The sequence below is a fragment of the Vibrio sp. 1557 genome, assembly GCF_033340175.1.
Lineage (GTDB): Bacteria > Pseudomonadota > Gammaproteobacteria > Enterobacterales > Vibrionaceae > Vibrio > Vibrio alginolyticus.
Genome location: NZ_JAWOVZ010000007.1, coordinates 59269 through 73499, shown reverse-complemented (window position 1 = coordinate 73499; position 14231 = coordinate 59269). Strand labels below are relative to the sequence as shown.

Here is a 14231-nt window from a genome sequence, read left to right as displayed (position 1 = left end):
TAGCGAGCTCAAGCGAGACTAAGAATCTGGTAACAACAGACGCCTACTCTTCCTCGCTCACCTTAATCACCGCACAATCGGACGATAGATTCTGAATCACACTCGTTCCTCGCTGTTTAGAATGACGGTGACTTTGACAACATCTAAATCAAAAAGATCTCGTCATTCTAGCGAGCTCAAGCGAGACTAAGAATCTGCTAACAGCAGACGCCTATTCTTTCTAACTCACCTTAACCACTTCACAACCGGACGATAGATTCTGAATCACACTCGTTCCTCGTTGTTCAGAATAGCGGTGGCTTTGACAACATCTAAATCAAAAGATCTCGTCATTCTAGCGAGCTCAAGCGAGACTAAGAATCTGCTAACAGCAGACGCCTATTCTTTCCAACTCACCTTCACCACCGCACAACCGGGACGATAGGTTCTGAATCACCTCGTTTCTCGCTGTTCAGAATGACGGTGACTTAGATAACATCTAAATCAAAAGATCTCGTCATTCTAGCGAGCTCCAGCGAGACTAAGAATCTGCTAACAGCAGACGCCTTTCTTTCCCACTCACCTTCACCACTGCACAACCGGATGATAGATTCTGAATCACCCTTTGACTTCTAGTTGAGTTGTTTTAGGTCAATAGCGTATCTGCCTCTTTGTGCTTATACTGGGCACATTGGTTACTAGCACGAAATTTCCATGAAACAATCTCTACAGATCTGGCTTGAAGCCGCTCGTCCAAAAACATTACCTCTGGCATTGGTCTCTATCTTAACAGGTAGCGTGCTCGCCTACTCGGCGGGTCATTTCTCACTGACGATTGCCATCATGGCTTTCGTAACCGCGACATTGCTGCAAATTCTGTCCAACCTGGCAAACGACTATGGCGATGCCGTTCAAGGTACAGATAACGACAAACGCCTCGGCCCATTACGAGCGATGCAGTCAGGCGCGGTAAGTGCTAAACAGATGAAACAAGCGATTATCTTTAACATCGTTCTGACCGCCATTTCAGGCTTGGTGTTAGTTTTCTATTCACTAAGTTCACTGGAAAGCATTGTTACTTTTATCGGGCTGGGAATTTTGGCCATTCTCGCAGCCATTGCTTATACCATGGGTAGCAAACCATACGGTTACGTGGGGCTTGGCGATATATCAGTGTTCTTGTTTTTTGGTTTACTCGGCGTATCAGGTACCTACTTCTTGCATACCGGTCACGTAGACACCACGCTATTCTTACCTGCTTTAGGCTGCGGTTTACTCGCTGTTGCAGTACTCAACATCAACAATATGCGTGATATAGAGAACGACCGAGAGTGTGGTAAACGCACGGTGGCGGTACGCTTAGGTCAACGTAAAGCCAAGCAGTACCACTTTATCTTACTTGGCGGAGCTATCCTTGCCTTTGCGGCTTACTTGTTAATTCAAGACAAACCCGTTTGGATTAGCTTGCCATTTTTACTTAGTATTTATTTCGTGGCCGATCATGGTAAAGCAGTTTGGCATACACAAAAGCCCGCTCAGATAGCACCAATGATGCCAGTCATCGTGAAATGCTCTCTAGTCACCAACGTTTTGTTTGCAACAATTGTGGTAGCTCAAACTCTAGTAAGTTAAAAAAGGATTGTCATTGCATTGACTTAATGCCTAGATATACTCAAAGACAACCAATTTCTGTTTAGAAAGGTACGCTATGGAATACAATACCTCAGCACTCTGTGATATCTACCTCGATCAGGTAGATGTGGTTGAACCAATGTTCAGTAACTTTGGCGGTCGCGCTTCATTTGCCGGGCAAATCACCACCATCAAGTGTTTTGAAGATAATTCGTTGATCCGCGAGACATTAGAGCAAGATGGACTTGGTCGCGTTTTGTTAATTGACGGTGGCGGTTCCCTACGTAAAGCCCTTATCGATGCAGAAATCGCAACCATTGCGGAAGAAAACGAGTGGGAAGGCATTGTCGTTTACGGCTGTGTTCGTGAAGTAGATGAACTTGAAGATATGAACTTAGGCATTCAAGCCCTCGCCTCTATTCCTGTTGGAGCGACCAGTCAGGGTATTGGCGAATTGGATGTACCAGTCAACTTTGGCGGCGTTAGCTTCCTTCCAGAAGATTACATTTATGCTGATAGCACCGGAATTATCCTGTCGCCTGAACCATTGAATATTGATTTAGAGTTGGATGAAGAAGCATAGCGAGTCTTAGGTGTCTAAGTTATAGGGTCTTCTCTTAGCTATCAGCGCCTAGCCTTGTCTTAACATTTTCTACTTCCCTAAAACACAAACACCCGCTTAGCGCGGGTGTTTTTAATTTGGAATGAAGAAGCTGAATTATTCCACTTCGTCCATTTTGCCAAGTAGTGCACGAATGCGCTCTTGCCATTGTGCGTGCTCTTGCTGTGCTTGTTGTGCTTTTTGCTCTAGCTCTTCACGTTGAGAGCGAAGCTCGTTAGCTTCTTCCGCAAGTTTAGCTTTATCTTCTTTCAGCTCTTCGACTTCCATCTGAAGAAGAGTGATTGTGTCAACTGCAGTTTGAATTTTAGATTCTAGTTGTTCTAGTACTTCAAAAGACATCTTGGCCTACCTATGTTATTCCGTTGGGACGATGTGCGAGATTGATGCACACCTAACCTATATAAGGTTCATTCTACTCAGCGTCGCGATGAGAAACACTCACTATATTCGATATTTTGCATCATTCGGTCAAAAAATCAGCGCAATCTCACTAAACGCTGACTTTTCTTGTCGCCGAAGCATTTTTGAGCAAGGATTTTGCGTCTCGCTACGCTGAAAATCGCCCTAAGTATTGATCAAATTCAAGTTAGATAAAGTAAAAGCCTCGCAAAAAGGCAAACGTTTACTCGACCTTGTGATAGAATCGCCGCGCAAATTCTTCTTCCCTCTTGCTTACTTGGAGACATCATGAAACGCGATTTAGCAATGGCATTTTCCCGTGTGACTGAAGGTGCAGCTCTGGCTGGTTACAAATGGCTTGGCCGTGGCGATAAAAACGCAGCCGATGGCGCAGCTGTTGAAGTTATGCGCACGCTACTGAACAAAACAGATATCAGTGGTGAAATTGTCATTGGTGAGGGTGAAATCGATGATGCGCCAATGCTGTACATTGGTGAGCAAGTGGGTATTGGTGGTGATGAAGTAGATATTGCAGTCGACCCGATTGAAGGAACGCGTATGACGGCAATGGGACAATCGAACGCACTAGCCGTACTTGCCGCAGGTGAGAAAGGCAGCTTTCTTAAAGCGCCAGATATGTACATGGAAAAACTGGTTGTTGGCCCTGGTGCAAAAGGCGTAATTGACTTAGAAAAGCCGTTAAAAGAAAACCTAGAGAACGTAGCAAAAGCCCTGAACAAGCCACTTGATAACCTAGTCGTTATTACCCTTGCGAAACCTCGCCACGATGACGTTATTGCAGAAATGCAAGCAATGGGCGTACGTGTTTTTGCGGTGCCTGATGGTGACGTCGCTGCCTCTATTCTGACTTGTATGCCAGACAGTGAAGTGGACATGATGTACTGCATTGGCGGCGCGCCAGAAGGGGTAGTATCAGCAGCGGTAATTCGAGCGCTAGACGGTGACATGCACGGTCGTCTGCTTCCTCGTCACGAAGTAAAAGGCGATACTGAAGAAAACCGCATTTACGGTGCAGATGAACTAAAACGCTGCGATGAAATGGGCGTAAAAGCAAATGTTGTCCTCAAAATGGAAGACATGGCTCGTAGCGACAATGTGGTATTTTCAGCTACAGGCATCACTAAAGGTGACTTGCTGGAAGGTATCTCTCGTCAAGGCAATATGGCGACCACAGAAACGCTGCTCGTGCGCGGTCGATGCCGTACTATTCGTCGCATTAAGTCGACTCACTACCTAGATCGTAAAGATCCAGAAGTACGCGATATTATTCTTTAAGCATTTCTCGAGGCTCTCGCTCAGTCTGAGCTTGAGCCTTTCTTTCCGCACAGCCGGACAGTAGATTCTGAATCACTCTCGTTCCTCGTTGTTCAGAATGACGGTGGCTTTAACTAGCCCTAAATCAAAAGAATTCGTCATTCTAGCGAGCCCCAGCGAGACTAAGAATCTAGTAGTAACAAGCTCCTATTCTTGCCTGGTCACCTTAACCACTACTCAACCAAAAGATAGATTCTGAATCACACTCATTCCTCGCTGTTCAGAATGACGGCTACCATAGCAAGCTCTAAATCGAAAAAACTCGTCATTCTAGCGAGCCCCAGCGAGACTAAAAATCTAGTAGTAACAAGCTCCTATTCTTTCCTGATCACCTTAACCACTGCTCAACCAGAAGATGGATTCTGAATCACCTCGTTCCTCGCTGTTCAGAATGACGACATATATTGGCTCATATGAACATAGCCCCTACAAATCCACACTCAAATTAAGTCAACACTTTTCTTTACTAACCCTATCGCGCATAATATGTACTGACGTATAAATGGTGGGTATATGAAGACCGTAGATAGGATATTGCAAATCGTTAAGCGTGATGGCTCCGTCACTGCAAAACAACTCTCTTCTGAGCTAGGTATGACAACCATGGGGGCTCGTCAGCACCTACAAAGTTTAGAAGATGATGGCATTCTTTCTATCCATGACGTAAAAGTGAAAGTTGGTCGCCCTGCTCGTCATTGGTCTCTCACTCAAAAAGGTCATGAGCAATTTGCTGACCGTCACGGTGAGTTGACCATTCAGTTTATAGAAGCTGTCGAACATATCTTTGGCAAAGATGGACTGGAAAAAGTCACATCAGAAAGGGAAAAACTCACGTTACAAAGTTATCGTCAGCATCTTGAGCAATGCGACTCTCTGCAAAGCAAACTAGAAACACTTGTCACATTAAGAGAGCAAGAAGGCTATATGGCCGAGCTCGAGAAAGATGAGAACGGATTCATCTTGATCGAAAATCACTGTCCGATTTGTAAAGCCGCAACTCGCTGCCCAAGCTTGTGCCAATCAGAATTAAGTGTCTTTCAGTCTTTACTTGGACGTGACACCAAAGTAGAGCGTACCGAACACATCATTAGTGGCCAAAGACGCTGCGTTTACCGCATCCAACAACTGCAGTAACCACCACAACCAAACATCGACATGCCGCACTTATTCAATCTCAAGCTTGAAAGCTTCTCTTATAAGTGAGACGGCTGAAGAATTCATCCTCTCTCCTCTTTCTAGTGGTATAGGCTTTTAGTAACTAAAGGCAATTTCCATAAGGATTTGGAGAGCATCGATGTCTACTCTACGTCATATCCCACCCCAAACGCTTCCTCCATTCGATGAAATGGTTCGAATGGCAGAGCGAGACCCAGAAGCTTTTGAGCAATTTCGTCATAAGATGGCGAAAGAGATGATCGAAAGCGCATCAGAAGATATGAAAGAAAGATTGTGGGCTCAACAAAGCCACATTGATAGAGTCATCAGCACGTGTAAAAACCCTCATCACACCAATGTGGTATTGATGAACGAGTTGCGAAAACAGGTCGTAAAGTTCAAAGCAGCGCTAGAAGGGGAAGCGGCACCGACACAAAAAGCGGATGTGGTTAGCTTAAATGCGTTTAAAGATAGGGATGATTTTTACTGATACTCAATAGATAGATCGAGAAAGTTAGGGTTCGTTTCTCTTACCAAGGCTAACTTCCACTCACGCTTCCACTGCTTGAGCTGCTTTTCTCGGTTTATAGCATTAGCCATATCGTCGAATAACTCAAAGTAAACGAGCTTATGAACGTTGTATTTCTTGGTAAACCCTTCCACTACTCCATTTTTATGTTGCCATATTCTTTGGGGCAGCTGACTGGTAACACCTATGTAGAGAACGGCGTTGTTATTTGACGTTAGGATATAAACGCAAGGTGTCTTATCGATGATTCATTCTCCTTCATTATTCGCTGTTACTTTTCCATTGTAATTCGCGAGCTCAGTCAGTTTATTTCAAACTCGGAGCACTCTGTGCGTAGATTCTGAATCACACTCGTTCCTCGTTGTTCAGAATGACGGTGGCTTTAACAGCCTCTAAATCAAAAGAGTTCGTCATTCTAGCGAGACTAAAAATCTCGTAACAGCAAGCTCCTACTCTTTCACACACAGCTTAACCAGGGCTCAAGCGGACGATAGATTCTGAATCACACTCATTCCTCGCTGTTCAGAATGACAGTGGCTTTAAGAGCCTCTAAATCAAAAGAGTCCGTCATTCTAGCGAGCCTCAGCGAGACTAAGAATCTAGTAACAGCAAGCTCCTATTCTTTCCCACTCAGCTTAAACACTGCTCAAGCGGACGATAGATTCTGAATCACACTCGTCCCTCGCTGTTCAGAATGATGATGACTTTAACAGCCTCCAAACCAAAAAGGATCGTCATTCTAGCGAGCCTTAGCGAGACTAAGAATCTACTTTCAGCACGCACGATACTTGAGGCAATTACTCCGGCTCAGGGCCATATTGGTTTGGTCCTGATGTCCCCTTTAAGAGACCACATTCAATTAGAATCCATAAACCACAAATCAGAGAAATGGAAGCGACGAACATCTGTGGGGTCGACGGCTCTTGCACGGCTGGGCTGGTCATTGGCGTGGCAATTCGTCCGATAATCAACGGAATATTCAGTGCTAGCCAATAGATCGATTTGTTGCGGTCGTGCCAACGCTTGGTAGTTATCGCCAAATCAGGGAGCAACAGAACCACCAAGAAAATAGGAAGAAGCACATAGGAGAGAGTAGGAAGCAGTTGGCTGATACCGGCACCAAAGCCTAGAATGGACACATAGTAAATGACGTTCCAAATCCAGTAGGTTTTACGGTTTATACGTCCTTGAAAAGAAAACAGTAACTCTTTAGTCGACATCAAATTTTACCCCAAAGTAGAAAGGTTATAGATTAGCCGAGTCGATATAGTTTGGAAAGGACACCGATAGCTTGGGTGCCCACAACGTCCATATAACAAGCAGAGCCAGGCTGAGAATTCGTAACAATAACCCCTCGCTATTCTCGGGCAATCCAGCACCACCTAGTTCACTACCTTTTGGAAGCTATCTATATCCATGTCTCGGATATTGACCGTTAAACTGTGCACGTGACTAGCTTGCTCTTGAAGTATCGCCATCAAGGCTCGTGACAGTTCTCGCTTTTGTTCTTGGGAGCGACCAGATAACAAATCAAAGTTGATATGGATAAAGTCGAGGCTATCACCCTCCTCTCCTATCAACCAATTGTGGCACCGGAGCGTTCTAGATTTCACTGACGCGAGTTCAAAAAGGCCACTTTCTAACGCCGTTTTATGTAAATCCTCCAGCAACCCCTGAACATTGACGCGTTCTTCCACCGAGTTTGAATACTCTAAAACGAGATTTGGCATTTCGATTCCTTTCTACAACAATTAATTCCAGCGCGTAGTAATACCAATCTCAGCAGCAATTTCCGAGGAATGAACTATCATTCTGTCTACGCGATCACCAATCGGTTGCTTTTGACAAAAATAACAGGATCGATGCTTGGTCGAATCAACAAAGAAAGCCGGACAAGACATGACGCCAATCATGATCTGTTCACATTATTCTGTTATATTCCTACGTAGATTTTTTACATTAATTGACTATTTACATTAAAGATAAGGGAGATATTCCTATGCGTCGTCCTGTAGTGATGGGTAACTGGAAACTAAACGGCAGCAAAGCAATGGTAACTGAGCTGCTAACTGGTCTTAACGCTGAACTTGAAGGCGTTGAAGGTGTTGACGTAGCAGTCGCTCCACCAGCACTTTACATCGACCTAGCAGAGCGCGTAATCGCTGAAGGCGGTAACAAGATCATCCTGGGTGCTCAAAACACTGACCTAAACAACAGCGGTGCGTTCACTGGCGATATGTCTCCAGAAATGCTGAAAGATTTCGGTGCTACTCACATCATCATCGGTCACTCAGAGCGTCGTGAATACCACAACGAATCTGACGAGTTCATCGCTAAGAAATTCAATTTCCTAAAAGAAAACGGTCTAACACCTGTTTTCTGTATCGGTGAATCTGAAGCGCAAAACGAAGCTGGCGAAACTGAAGCAGTATGTGCACGTCAAATCAACGCAGTTATCGACACTTACGGTGTTGAAGCTCTAAACGGCGCAATCATCGCTTACGAACCAATCTGGGCTATCGGTACTGGTAAAGCAGCAACTGCTGAAGATGCACAACGCATCCACGCTTCTATCCGCGCACTAATCGCAGCGAAAGACGAAGCAGTTGCAGCACAAGTAATCATCCAATACGGCGGTTCTGTTAAGCCAGAAAACGCTGAAGCTTACTTCTCACAACCAGACATCGACGGCGCTCTAGTTGGCGGTGCTTCTCTAGACGCGAAAAGCTTCGCAGCAATCGCTAAAGCAGCGGCTAAAGCAAAAGCTTAATCTCGTTTTTACTGAGAGTAAAAATAACAAAGGGATGCATCATGCATCCCTTTTTGTTTGTGTATTAGATTACACACGATCATCTTAACTAAAGTCTAATCACTACCAAATAGGTCTCGCGTGTACACCTTATCAGCCACATCAGTAAGTTCTTCAACCATACGGTTAGAGACAATCACATCGGCGCTTTGTTTAAACTCATTCAGGTCGTTGATTACACGTGAGTTAAAGAACTCGTCTTCCTGAAGTACTGGTTCATACACCACCACTTCAATACCCTTTGCCTTGATACGCTTCATAATACCTTGAATAGACGAAGCGCGGAAATTATCTGAGCCAGCTTTCATTATCAAACGGTATATCCCAACCACTTTAGGTTCTCGTTTGAGAATAGACTCAGCAATAAAGTCTTTACGAGTGCGATTGGCTTCCACTATGGCCCCAATAATACTGTTTGGGACATCTTGATAGTTTGCACGAAGTTGCTTGGTATCTTTTGGTAAACAATAACCACCATATCCAAATGAAGGATTGTTGTAGTGGTTACCAATACGGGGGTCCAAACCAACACCTTCGATAATTTGGCGAGAATCAAGATTATGCGCCTCAGCATAAGAATCTAACTCATTGAAATAAGCTACGCGCATTGCAAGGTAAGTATTTGAGAACAACTTAACCGCTTCAGCTTCTGTAGAATCAGTAAACAAAACTGGGATGTCTTCTTTTACCGCCCCTTCAACTAGAAGATTGGCGAATGTCTCAGCACGTGCACTGCGCTCACCAACAATGATGCGAGATGGGTGGAGGTTATCGTAAAGTGCTTTGCCTTCGCGAAGAAACTCTGGCGAGAAAATAATATTTTCACAACCTAACTCTTGCTTAATGCGTGCAGTATAACCCACAGGCACTGTAGACTTAATTACCATTACAGCATTTGGATTAATCGCCATTACATCTTTTATCACCGCTTCGACGGAAGCCGTATTAAAGTAATTGGTTTGTGGGTCATAATCCGTTGGCGTTGCTATAACAACAAAATCAGCACCTTTGTAGGCGAGCTCTTTGTCCGTGGTAGCAGTAAAGTCTAGTTCTCGATTAGACAGAAAATCTTCAATTTCTTTATCTACAATGGGTGAACACTTGTTGTTAAGCAACTCAACTTTTTTTTCTACAATATCAAGTGCAACAACTTGGTGGTTTTGGGCTAACAACATCGCATTAGAGAGCCCGACATACCCCGTACCGGCAACCGCTATTTTCATTCCAATACCCTAATCTTTAGTTCTTATATCAGAATATCAATAGTTTTAATTTTTGGATAGTGAAACAATATTGTGCAACCTAAGCTTCATACATTAGAAAATAAAAAAGCGGCACATTGGCCGCTTTTATACATCGTACTGTTCTATGGGTTTAGTCTAACTGAGTTGATAAGTAACGCAGGTAGGCGTTACGTAAGCGAATCTTATTCTCTTCAAAGTAATCGCTACCATAACGACCACGGTTGAAGTAACGACGTAGCATGCTGTTGTCCATGATAAGCTCATCACCTTGTCCATCACTTAAGAAATTGACGTCATTGCCTACTCGCGTCATCACATTAAAGTCATAAGCTTCGTTACCTCGAACCTGCAATAAGCCAGGAGACATATCACGCCAAGGTGTTAGTGGTAGCTTGACTGACACAGCGACAAACTGCTCTTCATCAGTATCTTTGTACTTAGTAACCTGATAAGTAGCAGAAACCTCAATATCCTCAAACCAATGCGATGTTGTTAGCTTAGCACCAACATCGCCCCGCCAAAACTCACCCGCTGTCGCGTTAAACTGCCAATCCCATTCGGGCATTGAAAAAGTATAGCGAGCTAGCGAAGTTTGACGATCGAGAGTTTCATAGCCATTTTCATCTTTCTCATCGACGTGCTGGAAGTAGCTCATTTCCAAACTCAAAGCGTGCGCACCAGACTGAGAAAACCATGTAGACTCACTTCTCGCGCCAATATAATCTGTTTTCGCCAAACCGATGGATACTTGGTTCGCAATATCGACATAAGGTAAACGGAAGAATTGGTGCAGCATTGCGCGTTCGATATCATTTTCGTAAGCACTATCCTCAAAGTATCCCCATTTTTCATAATCGTCAGTTTCCGCTAACGGCAAAATATGGCGAACATCGACAGCCGCGCCAGACCAAAGGTAGGTATATAAGTTGCTCGACATCGCAAAAGAGTAGTCATAAACACCAAACTCGGTCGCAACGGCATGACGAACCATTGGTGAAAAGACAAGTTGAGAGGCTAGTGCGCCGCTATTTACGCGCTCTGTTTTCCAGTTAACCAACTCAAGTTTTTCGGCTAAATCTCGTGTCGTGAACTTAATATCCTCGCACGCAGCAGAACCATTGATAAAACTCTGATAGCACGTTGAATTCACTTGCACGCTCACAACGGGCTTTTGGTTTGCGAGCATAAATAGCTCAATACGCTCTGAATCACCACCCACTTCTGATACCGCGTTTTGACCTAGGTGGCTAGAGATGATCCCCATAGCAACACCTAAACCATCTACTTGGTTATGGTTATAACGACGGTTTTCTAGCGCCACTACGGTTGTTTGATTCAGCAAACCGATTTGAATATTCACAAAGCCTTCATTACGAAGCGCGCTCACTAAAGCAGAGATAGAAGCCTCTTTAGCTTTATTCTGCTCCAAAGACAGCTTTTCCATTAACGTGAGATTATTGCGCGAGTAATCGCGAGAACGTGTATACCCAGTAACTAGAGGTACTGAAAGTGCCGCGTTCCAAATATTTTGTTCATCAGTATTGTGGCCAGAGTAAAGCTGATAACTGAGCGAGGCTGTCACATCATAAGGCAATGTGCCTTGTGGGGTAAAAAGCTTGACCGAAGAGTTAAACTCCACTGCGTCGTATTCTCCGCTAACCTGCAAAAAGCTCAATGGTTGATATTCAATACCACCGAACGGGCCATCCATCACACCCAATCCGATATCAGAAAGCCCATAACCTGCAGAAACGCGAACCGGAGCAAAGCCGAACGAGTAATCTGCAACCGCATATTTCGTACTGAACTGATTGGCTGAGCCACCTAAGTCCTGAATACCTAGAGCAAAGTCGAGATTCTCCGAACCCCAAAAGTTAGGGACCTGATACTTGAAAGACATAGATAAATCACGGGTATCACCACAATCGTAAAAACAATTTGAAGTATAGTCATCCGTTACAATTCTTCCGTGAGCTTCCAAGCCATCAAACATACCGAACGAGAATTTTAGAGAATCTAAATCTTGAACTGCCGTCCTAAATGGTAAGCCTTGAGCGTAGGTAAAAGAAAAATCGCCGTAATTTAAAGACTGTGCATTGGGCGTAAAAGTCAATCCGGTAAAGCTTTGGTTCGAAGGCAGCGTCGCCAACTCCTGAGCGGTAAGAGAAGTACTTACCAGTAGCGGCAGCGATAATGCTGCTATCCCTGTTTTTATCGTTTTCTGTGCCATCAGTTTTAGCCACTGTTAATGTATTGAATACAGAAAAAGGCACTCAGAAGTGCCTTTTTGAGATTACGACATGTTCACGTTACGCTCGTAGTAAACAAATCACCACTGCGAGTACCAAGACAACATATCTTATTAATTTTTCTATTATTTACCAACCAGACAAAAGCATCAAGTTTCACTTGCATTACTTTGCTTTGGTTCAAAAGTATATAACTCCGCAGTGCGAGTATTTTGCTTCCATACGAGATCTTCAATGCCGTCCACCGGATTAAAGCCTGTAGGAGCATCGAGTAACAAGCGACGAATCACTTCGTGTTGGAAGTTGTGACAGGCGACATCGAGCTTGTCGATTAAGATTTCATACTCCTTTAGTGGTAGGTAACTTTCTTGCGCGGTCATAATACGTGCGTGTGCCGTTTCGGAAACATTGTCATCTCCAATCAACAGCTCTTCATATAACTTCTCTCCCGGTCTCAAACCTGTGAAGAGAATCTCTATATCGCCATGAGGATTGTTTTCATCTTTAACTTCGAGCCCTGACAGGTAAACCAAGTTCTTCGCTAGATCGACAATCTTAACGGGCTCCCCCATATCGAGAACAAATACATCGCCACCTTTACCCATCGCCCCAGCTTGAATAACCAACTGGGCCGCTTCTGGAATTGTCATAAAGTATCGAGTAATGTCTTTGTGGGTGACCGTAATAGGTTCTCGCTTCTCAATCTGTTTTTTGAATACAGGAATTACCGAGCCAGACGAACCCAAAACATTACCAAAGCGCACCATGCAGAAACGCGTACCCAGATTAGGGTTGCTCTCACGAATTCGGTTTTGTTGCTGTGCCAACGCCTGTAGACCCAACTCAGCCATACGTTTAGTCGCACCCATCACGTTCGTTGGTCTAACAGCCTTATCAGTAGAAATAAGAACAAAATTCTTCACACCTGCATCAATCGCCGCTTGCGCTGTATAGTAAGTGCCAAACACATTGTTTCTTACACCTTCAACAACGTTGTACTCCACCAGCGGAACATGTTTGTACGCCGCAGCATGGTAAACCGTGTCCACTTCAAAGGCTTTCATGGTAGTTTCTAAGCGATTTTGTCTCTGCACAGAGCCAACCAATGGAACGACGACAATGCTCAGATTGTTAGCTTTAATGATTTGACTCAATTCACTGTGCACCTGATACAACGCAAATTCAGACAGTTCAAATAAGATCAATGATTTTGGCGAGTAGTTTAAAATCTGACGACATAACTCAGAGCCAATTGAACCACCAGCTCCCGTCACCATCACTACTTGATTCTTGATGTTCGCTTCCATTAATACTTGTTGCGGCTGAACAGGGTCTCGACCTAACAAATCACCAATCGGAACCTCTTTCAGTTCATCAATTTTCGCCTTACCCGTAAGGATATCTTTCATATCTGGAACGGTTTGGATTTCAACAGGCAGTTTAGAAATTCTATCTAATACTTCCTTACGGCGTTTGTTTGAAGCGCTAGGAATAGCAAGTAAGATTTTTTTTACTTCATACTTTCTAATCGCCTTCATCGCGTTATCCGCTGTATAGACTCGGTAACCCATTAGCATTGTGTTTTGAAGCGTTTTGTCTTCGTCGACAAAGCCAATAACTCGGTAGGTTTCTGATTGTCGCAGCGCAAACGCAAGCTCACGACCGGCACTACCCGCACCATAAATAAGAACTGGCGCTCCAGCTTTGTGTACCGATTGAGCAACCAAACTCCTTACCAGCAGACGGCTAGTCCCTACACCGATCGCAAGATAAGCGGCATAAATAAAAGGAATCGAGCGTGGTAGTTGGGCATCAAATGCGAAAGCAAAGCTGGCCACACAAAGCGCAGATAGAATCGTACCCAACCCGACGACTGCCAGAACATGAAAGCCTAAATAGCGTAGCACCGCTCGGTAGAGGCCAAACGAGACAAAAACAGCAAGAGTACAGACAATGGTTGCCAACAGTACATAGTTACTGCTTATATCTGGAAGTGGGCGGAATTCACCAATGCGAGACCAATAAGCAAACATAAAAGCAGCAGAGATAATAAAGAAATCCACTCCGATACTAATAAGGCGCTTTTGATATCTCGGTAAAGACCAAATGACGTTAAGTTTGGAATTATTTTCAATCATGACAGTATGTAAGCCTCATTACCCCAAGTTTATTTTTAGAGTTTGGTGGTAATGCTAGTTAATATTATGAGATAGCCTGAGCAAAGATTATACAACCTGATGATTATGTATAGAACCATTAATTGCATATTATCTCACTG

At 44.0% G+C, this 14231-nt stretch carries 13 protein-coding genes; 6 read left to right on the top strand and 7 right to left on the bottom strand.

The window, feature by feature from the left end:
- The first annotated feature begins 693 nt into the window (after window positions 1–693).
- Both R7070_RS11145 and rraA read left to right on the top strand, forming a co-directional pair.
- Entirely contained in the window at window positions 694–1611 is a 918-nt protein-coding gene (locus tag R7070_RS11145) for a 1,4-dihydroxy-2-naphthoate polyprenyltransferase (protein ID WP_005383178.1), read from the top strand.
- A gap of 76 nt (window positions 1612–1687) precedes the next feature.
- Entirely contained in the window at window positions 1688–2194 is a 507-nt protein-coding gene (gene rraA, locus R7070_RS11140) for a ribonuclease E activity regulator RraA (RefSeq protein WP_005379537.1), read from the top strand.
- A 135-nt stretch (window positions 2195–2329) separates the two neighbouring features.
- Here rraA and zapB read toward each other — a convergent pair whose 3' ends face one another.
- Window positions 2330–2572: a cell division protein ZapB gene (gene zapB, locus R7070_RS11135; RefSeq protein WP_005379536.1), complete on the bottom strand. Its 243-nt coding sequence runs from the start codon at window positions 2570–2572 to the stop codon at window positions 2330–2332.
- A 348-nt stretch (window positions 2573–2920) separates the two neighbouring features.
- Here zapB and glpX point away from each other — a divergent pair, with 348 nt between their 5' ends.
- The 3 genes from glpX (at window position 2921) to R7070_RS11120 (ending at window position 5612) form a co-directional block, all read left to right on the top strand.
- A complete protein-coding gene (glpX, locus tag R7070_RS11130; RefSeq protein ID WP_262628102.1) occupies window positions 2921–3928 on the top strand; it encodes a class II fructose-bisphosphatase in 1008 nt (335 codons plus the stop codon).
- A gap of 552 nt (window positions 3929–4480) precedes the next feature.
- Window positions 4481–5101, top strand: coding sequence for a helix-turn-helix transcriptional regulator (locus tag R7070_RS11125; protein ID WP_005379532.1), 621 nt, complete (start codon window positions 4481–4483; stop codon window positions 5099–5101).
- Between the two features lie 160 nt (window positions 5102–5261).
- Window positions 5262–5612: a DUF3135 domain-containing protein gene (locus R7070_RS11120; protein ID WP_053306840.1), complete on the top strand. Its 351-nt coding sequence runs from the start codon at window positions 5262–5264 to the stop codon at window positions 5610–5612.
- On the opposite strand, the gene R7070_RS11115 is transcribed toward R7070_RS11120, so the two are convergent.
- From R7070_RS11115 to R7070_RS11105, 3 genes are all read right to left on the bottom strand, one after another.
- Complete coding sequence (locus R7070_RS11115; RefSeq protein WP_394623038.1) at window positions 5606–5872, bottom strand: GIY-YIG nuclease family protein; 267 nt, start codon at window positions 5870–5872, stop codon at window positions 5606–5608. The two genes, R7070_RS11120 and R7070_RS11115, sit on opposite strands and share 7 nt — an antisense overlap.
- A gap of 576 nt (window positions 5873–6448) precedes the next feature.
- A complete protein-coding gene (locus tag R7070_RS11110) occupies window positions 6449–6871 on the bottom strand; it encodes a DUF805 domain-containing protein (RefSeq protein ID WP_186584499.1) in 423 nt (140 codons plus the stop codon).
- 162 nt (window positions 6872–7033) lie between these two features.
- Entirely contained in the window at window positions 7034–7381 is a 348-nt protein-coding gene (locus tag R7070_RS11105; RefSeq protein WP_053349707.1) for a 5-carboxymethyl-2-hydroxymuconate Delta-isomerase, read from the bottom strand.
- 269 nt (window positions 7382–7650) lie between these two features.
- On the opposite strand from R7070_RS11105, the gene tpiA reads away from it, so the two are divergent.
- On the top strand, window positions 7651–8421 hold the full coding sequence (gene tpiA, locus R7070_RS11100) for a triose-phosphate isomerase (RefSeq protein ID WP_005384863.1): 771 nt from the start codon (window positions 7651–7653) through the stop codon (window positions 8419–8421).
- A gap of 95 nt (window positions 8422–8516) precedes the next feature.
- Here tpiA and R7070_RS11095 read toward each other — a convergent pair whose 3' ends face one another.
- From R7070_RS11095 to R7070_RS11085, 3 genes are all read right to left on the bottom strand, one after another.
- Window positions 8517–9683, bottom strand: coding sequence for a nucleotide sugar dehydrogenase (locus R7070_RS11095; RefSeq protein WP_047101868.1), 1167 nt, complete (start codon window positions 9681–9683; stop codon window positions 8517–8519).
- Between the two features lie 151 nt (window positions 9684–9834).
- Window positions 9835–11934, bottom strand: coding sequence for a YjbH domain-containing protein (locus tag R7070_RS11090; RefSeq protein ID WP_213885607.1), 2100 nt, complete (start codon window positions 11932–11934; stop codon window positions 9835–9837).
- 168 nt (window positions 11935–12102) lie between these two features.
- Window positions 12103–14091: a nucleoside-diphosphate sugar epimerase/dehydratase gene (locus tag R7070_RS11085; protein ID WP_318141220.1), complete on the bottom strand. Its 1989-nt coding sequence runs from the start codon at window positions 14089–14091 to the stop codon at window positions 12103–12105.
- Between the last annotated feature and the right edge of the window lie 140 nt (window positions 14092–14231).

Coding starts and splice junctions, on each gene's coding strand:
- R7070_RS11145 (WP_005383178.1), top strand. CDS start 694: ATGAAACAATCTCTACAGATCTGGCTTGAAGCCGCTCGTCCAAAAACA.
- rraA (WP_005379537.1), top strand. CDS start 1,688: ATGGAATACAATACCTCAGCACTCTGTGATATCTACCTCGATCAGGTA.
- zapB (WP_005379536.1), bottom strand. CDS start 2,572: ATGTCTTTTGAAGTACTAGAACAACTAGAATCTAAAATTCAAACTGCA.
- glpX (WP_262628102.1), top strand. CDS start 2,921: ATGAAACGCGATTTAGCAATGGCATTTTCCCGTGTGACTGAAGGTGCA.
- R7070_RS11125 (WP_005379532.1), top strand. CDS start 4,481: ATGAAGACCGTAGATAGGATATTGCAAATCGTTAAGCGTGATGGCTCC.
- R7070_RS11120 (WP_053306840.1), top strand. CDS start 5,262: ATGTCTACTCTACGTCATATCCCACCCCAAACGCTTCCTCCATTCGAT.
- R7070_RS11110 (WP_186584499.1), bottom strand. CDS start 6,871: ATGTCGACTAAAGAGTTACTGTTTTCTTTTCAAGGACGTATAAACCGT.
- R7070_RS11105 (WP_053349707.1), bottom strand. CDS start 7,381: ATGCCAAATCTCGTTTTAGAGTATTCAAACTCGGTGGAAGAACGCGTC.
- tpiA (WP_005384863.1), top strand. CDS start 7,651: ATGCGTCGTCCTGTAGTGATGGGTAACTGGAAACTAAACGGCAGCAAA.
- R7070_RS11095 (WP_047101868.1), bottom strand. CDS start 9,683: ATGAAAATAGCGGTTGCCGGTACGGGGTATGTCGGGCTCTCTAATGCG.
- R7070_RS11090 (WP_213885607.1), bottom strand. CDS start 11,934: ATGGCACAGAAAACGATAAAAACAGGGATAGCAGCATTATCGCTGCCG.
- R7070_RS11085 (WP_318141220.1), bottom strand. CDS start 14,091: ATGATTGAAAATAATTCCAAACTTAACGTCATTTGGTCTTTACCGAGA.